The sequence below is a fragment of the Heyndrickxia acidiproducens DSM 23148 genome (assembly GCF_000374345.1).
GTDB classification, from domain to species: Bacteria; Bacillota; Bacilli; order Bacillales; family Bacillaceae_C; genus Weizmannia; species Weizmannia acidiproducens.
Genome location: NZ_KB893992.1, coordinates 25,094 through 35,884 on the forward strand (window position 1 = coordinate 25,094; position 10,791 = coordinate 35,884).

General features: G+C 42.5%; 11 protein-coding genes. 4 read left to right on the forward strand and 7 right to left on the reverse strand.

Features of this window, described 5'->3' with window-relative positions:
- Nucleotides 1-209: 209 nt before the first annotated feature.
- Entirely contained in the window at nt 210-428 is a 219-nt protein-coding gene (locus tag C232_RS0108175; RefSeq protein WP_018663189.1) for a hypothetical protein, read from the reverse strand.
- A gap of 190 nt (nt 429-618) precedes the next feature.
- Here C232_RS0108175 and C232_RS0108180 point away from each other — a divergent pair, with 190 nt between their 5' ends.
- From C232_RS0108180 to C232_RS0108190, 3 genes are all read left to right on the forward strand, one after another.
- Nucleotides 619-1,140, forward strand: coding sequence for a P-loop NTPase family protein (locus C232_RS0108180; protein ID WP_018663191.1), 522 nt, complete (start codon nt 619-621; stop codon nt 1,138-1,140).
- A gap of 15 nt (nt 1,141-1,155) precedes the next feature.
- The gene (locus C232_RS0108185; RefSeq protein ID WP_018663193.1) at nt 1,156-1,719 is read left to right on the forward strand and encodes a 5' nucleotidase, NT5C type; all 564 of its coding nucleotides are present in this window, start codon (nt 1,156-1,158) and stop codon (nt 1,717-1,719) included.
- 593 nt (nt 1,720-2,312) lie between these two features.
- The gene (locus C232_RS0108190; protein ID WP_018663195.1) at nt 2,313-3,059 is read left to right on the forward strand and encodes an SDR family NAD(P)-dependent oxidoreductase; all 747 of its coding nucleotides are present in this window, start codon (nt 2,313-2,315) and stop codon (nt 3,057-3,059) included.
- 73 nt (nt 3,060-3,132) lie between these two features.
- On the opposite strand, the gene C232_RS0108195 is transcribed toward C232_RS0108190, so the two are convergent.
- Nucleotides 3,133-3,561, reverse strand: a complete 429-nt coding sequence (locus C232_RS0108195; protein WP_018663197.1) for a cell wall hydrolase — start codon at nt 3,559-3,561, stop codon at nt 3,133-3,135.
- A 333-nt stretch (nt 3,562-3,894) separates the two neighbouring features.
- Between C232_RS0108195 and ade the strand changes: the two genes are divergently transcribed.
- A complete protein-coding gene (gene ade, locus C232_RS0108205; RefSeq protein ID WP_018663201.1) occupies nt 3,895-5,631 on the forward strand; it encodes an adenine deaminase in 1,737 nt (578 codons plus the stop codon).
- A 66-nt stretch (nt 5,632-5,697) separates the two neighbouring features.
- Here ade and C232_RS0108210 read toward each other — a convergent pair whose 3' ends face one another.
- The 5 genes from C232_RS0108210 to glgD all read right to left on the reverse strand — a co-directional run bounded on the left by C232_RS0108210 (nt 5,698) and on the right by glgD (nt 10,788).
- Nucleotides 5,698-6,453, reverse strand: coding sequence for an exodeoxyribonuclease III (locus C232_RS0108210; RefSeq protein WP_018663203.1), 756 nt, complete (start codon nt 6,451-6,453; stop codon nt 5,698-5,700).
- A 5-nt stretch (nt 6,454-6,458) separates the two neighbouring features.
- Nucleotides 6,459-6,980, reverse strand: coding sequence for a mismatch-specific DNA-glycosylase (locus tag C232_RS0108215; RefSeq protein WP_018663206.1), 522 nt, complete (start codon nt 6,978-6,980; stop codon nt 6,459-6,461).
- Nucleotides 6,981-7,002: 22 nt separating this feature from the next.
- Nucleotides 7,003-7,872, reverse strand: a complete 870-nt coding sequence (locus C232_RS0108220; protein ID WP_018663208.1) for an NAD(P)-dependent oxidoreductase — start codon at nt 7,870-7,872, stop codon at nt 7,003-7,005.
- Nucleotides 7,873-8,231: 359 nt separating this feature from the next.
- Nucleotides 8,232-9,662, reverse strand: a complete 1,431-nt coding sequence (gene glgA, locus C232_RS0108230; RefSeq protein ID WP_018663211.1) for a glycogen synthase GlgA — start codon at nt 9,660-9,662, stop codon at nt 8,232-8,234.
- Nucleotides 9,663-9,678: 16 nt separating this feature from the next.
- On the reverse strand, nt 9,679-10,788 hold the full coding sequence (gene glgD, locus C232_RS0108235) for a glucose-1-phosphate adenylyltransferase subunit GlgD (RefSeq protein ID WP_018663213.1): 1,110 nt from the start codon (nt 10,786-10,788) through the stop codon (nt 9,679-9,681).
- Nucleotides 10,789-10,791: the final 3 nt, after the last annotated feature.

The window sequence follows — 10,791 nt, forward strand, 5'->3', positions numbered from 1 at the left end:
GGGGAAAAGAATGGATATCCGGATACTGAATAAAGAAGATGCCCAAATGTACCAGGCGTTACGTTTGCAAGCATTAAAAATCAACCCGGAAGCTGACGAGGATTTGATGGTTTTGTTTTTGTAAACAATGGGTTTTATTAGATTCACTTTCTCCAATAACCGGGATCATTTTATCTTATAGAAGCTTTCTAAAGGACACTTGCCATAGATTACCGCCGTTTCTTTTTGTTATCCGGTACCAGAGCTTTTTTCTTCAAAACAGTTTCGAATTTGATATCTACATGAAAAAGGTTTTGATCCAGCTTCTTCACATTGACAATTTTTCCTTTCCGGCCCTTAATTTTAATGTCGTTGTCCACAGCAGGGAGTTGATCAACTAACTGGCTCAGCACGAGCAGATTATTTTCAAAAAACCTCACAGTAAGCATTCTTCATCACTCCTTATCGGTAGAGATATACAAGCAGCAAAAACGTTTTTTCTTTATAAATATTTCAATTCTTTATTTCTAGACCAGGTTTTTTAAAATGGAATAGTACATTCATATTGTTAAATACCGCCCCATTTGTTAGAATTTTAAAATAGCCAATTGATTAGGGCGTGATAAAGGTGGGGGCGGGATGAACAGAATTATGGTTGTCGGCGTTTCAGCAGGTGTCGGCAAGTCAACATTTGCACGAGAGCTGGGGAAAACTTTAAGTATACCTGTATACCATTTAGATGCGCTATATTGGAAACCAGGTTGGAAAGAAGCTTCAATTGAGGAATTTTCGAAAGCACAGCAGGAAATTTTCAACCGGCGGCAATGGATTATGGAAGGCAACTACAGCAAAACTTTCGATATTCGTACCGAACATGCCGATACAATCATTTATTTAGAACTGCCGCTTCGTGTTTGTTTGTATCGTGTTGTCAAAAGATGGCTCATGAACATCGGAAAAACGCGACCCGATTTGGGGGAAGGATGCAAAGAAAAATTGGATTGGGATTTCATTAAATTTATCTGTACGACTTACTATTCACGAAAAAGAAAAATGCATGAACGGTTCCAGGCTTTTCGAGCGACAGATTCCAACATAGAAATAATTAATTTAAAGAATAAGCAGGAGATTCAGTTATATTTAGAAAATATAAAAAGATAAAAGAAGGCTTAAAAATTGATACATATTGGATTAGATTTTGACGATACGCTAGTTGATATGAGACAATCGATTGTGAAAATTCTAAATAGAAAACATAAACGAAACCTTGTTTATGAGGACATTGAGGAATATGCGGTTTCGAATTTATATGGTTATTCATTTGAAGAATATGTTGATTTCTTTACCCGGAATCAAACAGAGTTACATCAAGAAAAACCTTACCCGTTTTTATTGACGGTTCTTCGTGAATTAAGTAAAAAAGCGAAATTAACGATTATTACGGGAAGACCAAAAGCATGGATGGAATCGGCAGAAAACTGGGCTTTGGCAAACAAACTGCCAATAGAAAATATAGTTTGTGCTTCACAACATCCAAATGGGAAATTAGAATGTGCCTTAAAGCATAATATCTCTTTATTTATTGAAGATAATCCTTCTCATGCTTTAGCCATTGCGAATAATGGAATTGATGTTTTATTACTTGATAAACCTTATAATCGTAATTGCTTTCATGAGCGTATTACAAGAGTTGAAAATTGGAAAGAAATTGGTACGATCTTATTAAGCCATATAAAATGAACTCAAGTTTTCGACAATTCCTGGTCTAAATTGTTAAAAAATCAGGGAAGGGGAGGCAAAAATCTTCCTGGCCATAAAATTTCATTCTAGTTTACATAATATAAATTATAGGAAGTTGAGGACAAAATTGAAATATTGTCTCATATTAAAAGAATACTTCTAACAGTGAGATAAAATGAAAATTTATCTCTCTGCTGGCAATTTGGCATTTGTACTGTCACTTCCGTAATTTCAAATTCAGCTGCCGGTGTCTTTTTTCATTTGCCTGGGATTTTTCCAATACAGTTTAACTCTCGCATAATTTTATGCTTGGGCTGTCTGGATAACATTCTTTTAGCGTGTTTTGTTGCTTCTAATGGCACATCTTATGTGTAATTCTTTCTTAGCGATGCTTGTATCCCATTTGTCACGCTGCAGATGTTTTATACCGTGTAAATTGAGCTAAGGCAATTTTTTGAATCATTTTCCATTCCATTGTAGCCCCTTTCCTTCAGTGCTAAACTAATAAGTAGAAGTTAAGTAAGCGCTTACCACTCTTTTGCAATGAGGAAAATAGATTGAATCATATGAAAATGAGCGAGGAGGAATTGAACATGTCAGCCAGAGTTGCAGTGATTACTGGTGGTGCAAGCGGGATTGGCCGGGAAACTTGTTTGAAATTCGCACGTGAAGGCGATCAGGTGGTTGTAGCTGATATAAATGAAGCAAAAGGCCTGGAAACGATTGATTTGATTAAATCTGAAGGCGGAGATGCGGCATTTGTCAAAACAGATGTCTCAAAATTTGAAGAAATAGATGCACTTGTTAATCAAACGGTCGATATTTATGGATCCATTGATGTGATGTTTAATAATGCCGCCATTGGCACACTTGGCCATGTGTTAAGTTTAAATATAGAAGATTATTTGCGGGTCATCGGTGTAAACCAGCATGGCGTTGCTTATGGCATTATCGCAGCTGGCAGGAAGATGCGCGATCTTAATGTGGAAGGCGTCATTATCAATACTTCCTCCGTTTTTGCTTACTTGGCAAATTTTGGCACCTTTCCTTACCTGGCATCGAAAGGCGCTGTTCGTATGATGACGCAAACTGCCGCTTTGGAACTGGCGCAAAACGGGATCCGCGTGGTTGGCATTGCCCCGGGCGGTGTTGATACGCCAATTATCCAGGGCTATAAAGATGCCGGAATGACGCAAAAATTAACGGAGCAGCAAATGAGAAAAGAACTGATCCGTCCTGAAAAAATTGCCGATGCTGTTTATTTGCTTTCCCTTAAAGAAGCAGATGTCATTAACGGCAGTATTGTAATGCTCGACGATGGATACGCTTCTTTCAAATAAAATGCTTTGTCAAATCTGCCCTCCGGAAAGTGCTGTCTTTCCGGAGGGCGAATTATTTTTAATTTCATCTTTCCTAAAATGTCGTATAAACATTTTGACACGTTTCAGCAGTTGGCTCATAAAAACAATGCAGTTTATAGCGGGAAACGAACGGCTGGTTATACCAAGTGGGCGGGCAATCCCCCACCGGCCGGAAATACCATAAGCTGTATTTGGCGGGCCAGTACCTTTCCCCATTGATTACCCGCCTGGCGAGCCGCCGTTCGCTTTCCCTTGCCCTTTGGTAAAAGTATCCGTGAATCACCGCTTCGAATGCATGCGGCTGGTAGATCATCTGCGGGATGGTGCGGAGCCCGACAAAATCCGAACAGTTTGCCCTTAACCGGTTAATCCCGACATTTCCTACCAGCAGCATGCCCATTTGGCCCTCACCCTCCCCTTCTGCGCGAAGCAGCCTGGCCAGTAAATCGATGTCTGAACTTGTTGCTTTTACAACTGCCATCCTTTTCCTCCCCAACTGTCTTCATTTTAAATCTTTTTCAGAAATATGAACGAAGCCGGTTTTGCCTGTAAACCCCGGCGATTCCATTTCTATCTTATGCCCCCGGATCATAAAATATGAATCTAAACGTGAAAAAAAGCATGTATCACCCATTTTAAAAAAATATAGCTGCTTTTCTGACAAACTCATTGAATATATGCAATCAGATTACTATAATAAAAAATTAAATACCTGGCCGGACCGGCGCAAATTTTATGAGATAAGGCGTTTATCCATGCAAAAGCATGAAAATCCGGCCCGGGTTTCAGTTTTTCACATTCAAGGGGGATAACAATGGAAATCAGTACACTGAAAAAGAGAATACAAGTTGCAAGTGGAGCAGTACCTGCAGATCTCGTCATAAAAAACGGTAAAATCATCGATGTGTTTAATCAAGAAATCATGACAGCGGATCTGGCGATTGCAGATGGTGTTATTGCCGGAATCGGAGAATATGAAGGAAATGAGGTGATCGATGCAGAATCCTGCTTTATCTCACCCGGCCTGATTGATGCCCATGTCCATATTGAATCGTCTATGGTAGCCCCGTCAGAATTTGCAAAAATTGTGCTGCCTCATGGTGTCACAACCGTCATTGCTGATCCCCATGAAATTGCAAATGTATTGGGAGAAGAAGGCATCGCATTTATGTTGGATGACTCTGAAGGATTGGATCTTGATGTATATTTGATGCTGCCATCATGCGTCCCTGCTGCACCTTTTGAACATGCAGGTGCTGTGCTTTTGAATGAGCAGCTGCTTCCCTTCTACCGCCATCCCAGAGTGCTTGGCCTGGCAGAAATCATGGATTACCCCGGCGTGAAAAACACTGACAGCCAAATGATGGATAAACTTGCGTCGGCGGCACCGTTTAAAATTGACGGGCACGGTGCAGGCCTGGATCAAACCGGAGTAAATGTTTTTGCAGCAGCGGGAATTCAAACCGATCATGAGTGTATTACACAGGAACAGGCAAAAGAACGGCTTGCCCGCGGAATGTATGTAATGATCCGGGAAGGCTCGGCTGCAAAAAATTTAAAAGCGCTCATTCCCGCCGTCCATGAAAAAAACAGCCACCGTTGTTTATTTTGCACAGATGATAAACATATTAATGACCTTATCGCTGAAGGCAGCATCGACCATAATATCCGTTTGGCGATACTGGAAGGCTTAAATCCTTTGACAGCTGTGCAGATGGCAACTTTGAACGCAGCACAATGCTTCGGGCTGGTACATAAAGGGGCACTCGCACCCGGCTATGATGCAGATTTTATATTGGTTGAGGATCTGCAGCAATTTACCATTAAAGATGTATTTAAAGCCGGAAAACGGATCGGAAAAAATGGCTCGCCTGCAGGATTGGAAAATCAGAAGGCACGCGGCCGTCAGCAGGCTTTCTCCTCAACTGTAAACATTCCGGCAATGTCGGCCGCCGATTTATCCATCCCGGTTTTTGATGGTCAAAAAGCCTGTGTCATTGAAATTATCCCGAATCAGATCGAAACGCGCAAAAAAGTGATGGAAGTACCGACAGCCGGCGGGCAATTTATGCCTTCTTCGGCACATGACCTTGCAAAAATGGCAGTCATTGAAAGGCATCACGGCACGGGCAACATCGGCCTGGCCATTGTGAAAGGGCTTGGCCTGAAAAATGGTGCGCTTGCTGCAACCATTGCCCATGATTCCCATAATTTAATTGTTGCAGGAGATCATGACGAAGATATGCTTGCTGCGATTGAAACATTAAAAACAATCGGCGGCGGCCTGGCCGTTACGCATGAAGGCAAATTGCTCGCTGCTTTGCCGCTTCCGATCGCAGGATTAATGACCGGGAAATCAGGTTTTGCTGTCGCAGAAGATCTTTCGAAGATTTACGATGCCCTGCAGAAAATCAGTGTTCACCAAGATTTTAATTTGTTTTTAACCTTATCTTTTCTTAGTCTGCCGGTTATTCCGGAACTGAAGCTTACTGATTCAGGTTTATTCGATGCCGCAAGCTTCAGCCATATTCCGGTCGTATTTGGAAATTAAAAGAAAATGCCCGGCCTAAAAGACTAGCAGAAAAAAAACTGCTGTACAATGCCGGGCAAACCATTTTTAAAATGTTGTTTCCAAAAAAATCGGGCAGTGATCGCTCCCCATCACTTCCGAGTAGATACCCGCTCCTTGCAGGGTGTCCCGCAATCTTTCAGAGGCAAGAAAATAATCAATCCGCCATCCGATATTCCTTTCCCTTACTTTGTTCATGTAGGACCACCAGGTATAGGCCCCTTCCAAGTCAGGATAGAAATAACGAAATGTATCGATGAAGCCGCTGCCCAGCAGATCTGTCATTTTCCCCCGTTCTTCCTGTGTAAAACCTGAGTTTCCGGCATTTGACTTTGAATTGCGCAAATCAATGTCCTGATGGGCGACATTTAAATCGCCGCACATGATGACCGGCTTCCGGCTATCAAGTTCGGCCAGATAGCTGCGGATTTCATCTTCCCAGGCGACCCTGAAATCCAAACGCGCCAAATTTCGCTGCGAGTTTGGGGTATATACGTTTACGAGATAAAAAGAATCATATTCAAGCGTCAAAATACGGCCCTCTGCTTCAGTTTCCTGACTGCCCACGCCGTATTTCACAGCCAGCGGTTCTGCTTTTGTAAAAACGGCCGTGCCGGAATACCCCTTTTTTACGGCATAGTTCCAATATTGATGGTATCCCGGCAAATCCAAATGAATTTGGCCGTCCTGAAGCTTTGTTTCCTGCACACAGAAAATATCCGCATCAACCTGGTCAAAAAAGTCAAGGAATCCTTTTTTGACGCAGGCCCGCAAGCCGTTTACATTCCAAGAGACAAATTTCATATTGATTACTGCTCCTTCAACCTATTTCTTTTTAATAAGGCAAGCGGCTGATAAATTTTTACAACCTCATGCATTTTCATTCTGACAAGCCCGCTTGAAGACGGTGCCACATAATCAACCGTCCCGGGCACAACGGGCGAGGTTTGAATCCCCCAGCCCGCCTGCCGGTTTTGGCTGAATTGCTGGTAGACGCCTTTACCAACATAACAGACTATTTTTGGCTGATAAACACTGATTTTCTTTTTTAAAAGCAGCCGCCCTTCCTTATATTCCTGTTTGGTGATTTCGTCTGCAGCTTTTGTTGGGCGTGAGACAATATTGGTCAGCCCGTACCCTAAATGAAGCAGTTCCGCATCTTCTTCCGGCTGATATATCCGGGGCGTCAAACCCGAAAGAAAAAGGATTTTCCAAAAGCGGTTATTCGGATTGGCATAATGGTGGCCGGTTTCGGCAGACTTCAAACTCGGATTAAATCCGACAAAAAGAATATCCAACTGCTTGGCAATATGATCAGGAACAGCATTCAAATCTATCAGCCTCTTTTTCCAATTAAAAATTCCTTTGCTTTAATTCCGCGTATACAGCCGCAACGTCTTCCTGCCCGATGCCATCCGCTTTCGCTTGTCTGTATGTTTCCTCCGCAGCTTCAGCAAGCGGCAGCTTCATACCAGCCTTTTCAATTTCCGAACGGACAAGGCCCAAATCTTTAGACATTAACTCCAGCATAAATGCTGCAGAGAAAGTTTCTTTTTGGAAAGAATTTTTCTTCATTTGGAAAATTGGCGTATTGCATGCTGACGCTGAAATCATTTCAATTACATTTTCTTTTTTCAGCCCCAGTTTCTCAGCTAATATCAATGATTCCGAAGCGCCTTGGATCGTTAACCCGAGCAATAAATTGATGGATAATTTTGCCGCGCTTCCTTTGCCGTTTTCACCAAAATGGATGGCTGTTTTTCCAAGTACATCAAAAATCGGCCGGCAGTAATCGACATCCGTCTGTTTGCCCCCAAGCAATACGACAAGGTTCCCTTCTTTAGCAGGCGCAACAGAACCGGAAACAGGCGCGTCAATAAAGTGCCCGCCACGGTTTTCCACCCATTGTGCAAACCGGGCGGAGTCATCCGGGCTGACCGTGCTCATATCGATCACGATTTTCCCCTCTGATAAACCCGCCAAAATGCCATGATTCGCCTGCAGCACTGCTTCCACAGCGGCAGCATTGGACAGCATCGTAATCACCACATCCGCCTGCTCTGTGACTTCCCTGGGAGAAGCGCAAACCGTGGCGCCGGCTTCGGCAACTTCTTTTGTCTTTGAGATTGTGCGGTTATATACATAAACGTCAAAGTTCGCATCCAATAAATTACGGGCCATCGGATTTCCCATATGGCCAAGCCCGATCCATCCAATTTTCATCAAAAAAAACCTCCAAATCTATACACTTTTTACAACGAAGCTGCATGGTTCGACTTCTTTTCTTTTCTTATTCTAATATTTGTGGTAGAAACGGGCAAGAAAATAGCAAAGTTTGTTGAAATTTTTAGGGTTTTTCATCTTAAAAAAAGCGGTATGATAAAGGTACAATCACCTCTGAAGGAAAAATGACAGTGTCGAATCCTATTATTAAAGGAGGGATCACATGAAAATAAAAGTCGGAAGTTGGAATATGTTAACTTTTCAGGACAAAATTTTTATTTTAAAAGCGATCAGCAGGAAAAGAAAAATTATGGCCCATTAAAAGACGCCTTGCAATGCAAGGCGTCTTTTCCTTCGTTTTATTTTGCGAGAATTTCGCGGTACAGATCCATGTATGTATGGGCTGAAGACGCCCAGCTGAAGTCGAGGCTCATGGCACGCTCTGTAAGCTTTTTCCATGTATTTGGCTGGTAACGGTAAAACCAAACGGCACGTTCAATGGTAAAAAGCATATCATGCGCATTGTAATTGGTAAAAGAAAAGCCGTAACCTTCATCAGTAAATTCGTTATACGGCCGGATCGTATCTTTCAATCCGCCGGTTTCGCGGACAAGCGGCAGTGTGCCGTATCGTAAGGCAAGCAATTGGCCGATACCGCATGGTTCAAACTGGGACGGCATCAGAAACAAATCGCTGCCTGCGTAAATCTTACGGGAAAAAGATTCATCAAAATACAGATGTGCTGAGACTTTATCCGGATGTTGGGCCGCAAGATTGCGGAATGCTTCTTCGTATTGCCTCTCCCCTGTTCCAAGCAGCACAAACTGGATATTTAAGCTTAACATTTCCTGCATCACCCGCAGCACTAGATCGATTCCTTTTTGTTCAACCAGCCTTGTCACCATTGCGGCAACTGGAATTTTTTCATCTGCCGGCAGGTGCAGGGCTTCCTGCAGCGCCCGTTTATTTGCCAATTTTCCTTCATAGTCTTTATAGGGTGCAAACAGCGCTTGATCTGTTTCAGGATTGTAAAGTTCTGTATCAATCCCGTTGACGATGCCTTTTAATTGCCCGCTTTTCATCCGCAAAAATCCGTCCAATTGTTCACCATAATACGGCATTTGAATTTCAGCTGCGTAGCTCGGGCTGACTGTCGTAATATAGTCGGCATAGGCAAGCCCGGCTTTTAAGTAGCTGACATTTCCATAAAACTCGAGTCCGTCGGTATGAAAATACAACTCGCTCAAATCAAGCAGGTCGGAAAGTACGCTTTTTGGAAATACGCCCTGATAACGCAGATTATGGATCGTAAATAAAGTTTTCATGTCTTTATAGAACGGATGGCTGCCATAATGTGCTTTCAGAAGCACTGGTACAGGCCCTGTCTGCCAGTCATGGCAATGGATAATATCAGGTTTTGCTTCTAAGTACGGCAGCGCTTCAAGGACCGCCCTTGAAAAAAACGCAAACCGTTCGCCATCATCAAAATACCCGTAGCTGCCATGCCGTTTAAAATAATATTCATTATCCAAAAAATAGTAGCGGATGCCATCTTCTTCCAAGGTCTCAATCCCGCAATATTGGTTTCGCCATCCGACCGGGACTTGAAAACTGGTTACAAACGTAAGCCGCTCCGTCACTTCCGGTTTTAAGTCCTCATATTTGGGGAGGATGACAGCAGTATTAACCTTCTGTTTTTCCAAAGCCCTGGGCAATGCATGAATCACATCGCCCAGTCCCCCCGTTTTAATGAATGGTGCGCATTCTGATGCTGCAAATAATACGTTCATGTTGGTTCCTCCGTTGTTATATCGTTTCTTTTTTGCATAAAATTTTAGGGTGCGCCTGTGTGCCAACAACTACTTTATGCTGGGATACGGTCGCTTGTTTATCGGCAATGACATTTTCCAGCACCGCATCCTCATCCACTTCCGTTTTCTGCATCAGGATACTGTTTTTGACAATTGCCCCTTTTTTAATTTTTACACCACGGAAAATCACACTGTTTTCCACCGTTCCTTCAATGTCACAGCCATTTGCAATAAAAGAATTGGTGACATTGGAGGCTTGTCCGTATTTTGTTGGCGGTTCATGTTTAATTTTCGTAAAAATTTCCCAGTCATCATAAAAAAATGCACGGATATGATTCGGTTCCAAAAGCGCCATGTTAGCGCTGTGAAAACTGTCCATGGAATGGATAAAAATCATATTGCCTTGATGGTGAAAGCCTTTTACATTAAATTTATGGATATTTGCTTTAATGGCGTCTTTTAAAAAATCCACTTCATCATTTTCATGGCAGGTTTTAATAAGATCCATTAGCAAAGATTTGGGAAGGACATAAGTTTCGAGGCAAACACGGTCACCCTTTTTCGGCGCGGTGTACATCTCGAGGTCAATAACATTATCGTTCCTGTCTACAACACATTGGTGGTAATTCGGTTTTTGAATTTGTTCGCCATCGTATTCTTTGTAAACCACTGTAATGTCTGCCTGTGACCGTTCGTGAAAATCAATCAGTTTGGAAATATCCAATTTGCTGACTTGATGGCCCGGAGAAATCATGACAAGATCGCAAGACGCACGCTCAAAAAACTCTATATGGTTATAAAAGCCCTCCAGATCCCCTCTCAGTTGTTTATCATCCCAGACAGGCGGCAGAATAAACAGGCCGCCGTTGTAGCGGTCCAAATCCCATTCTTTCCCGGAACCGATATGATCCATGACCGACCTGCCATTGTCTTTTGTAAATACTGCAACTTGGTTAATTTCTGCATGAATGAAATTAGAAAATGCAAAATCAATCAGACGGTACCGCCCTGCAAATGGAACAGAAGCCAGACAGCGATGCTGCGTCAATTCTTTTAAAATTGGTTTTTCATTAATTAAGTTAATGACCCCTAGTACATTCGTCATATT

Bases quoted from the DNA above. Each gene is read 5' to 3' on its own strand.
- glgD (WP_018663213.1), bottom strand. From the start codon at position 10,788: ATGACGAATGTACTAGGGGTCATTAACTTAATTAATGAAAAACCAATT.
- glgA (WP_018663211.1), bottom strand. From the start codon at position 9,662: ATGAACGTATTATTTGCAGCATCAGAATGCGCACCATTCATTAAAACG.
- C232_RS0108180 (WP_018663191.1), top strand. From the start codon at position 619: ATGAACAGAATTATGGTTGTCGGCGTTTCAGCAGGTGTCGGCAAGTCA.
- ade (WP_018663201.1), top strand. From the start codon at position 3,895: ATGGAAATCAGTACACTGAAAAAGAGAATACAAGTTGCAAGTGGAGCA.
- C232_RS0108195 (WP_018663197.1), bottom strand. From the start codon at position 3,561: ATGGCAGTTGTAAAAGCAACAAGTTCAGACATCGATTTACTGGCCAGG.
- C232_RS0108220 (WP_018663208.1), bottom strand. From the start codon at position 7,872: ATGAAAATTGGATGGATCGGGCTTGGCCATATGGGAAATCCGATGGCC.
- C232_RS0108175 (WP_018663189.1), bottom strand. From the start codon at position 428: ATGCTTACTGTGAGGTTTTTTGAAAATAATCTGCTCGTGCTGAGCCAG.
- C232_RS0108190 (WP_018663195.1), top strand. From the start codon at position 2,313: ATGTCAGCCAGAGTTGCAGTGATTACTGGTGGTGCAAGCGGGATTGGC.
- C232_RS0108210 (WP_018663203.1), bottom strand. From the start codon at position 6,453: ATGAAATTTGTCTCTTGGAATGTAAACGGCTTGCGGGCCTGCGTCAAA.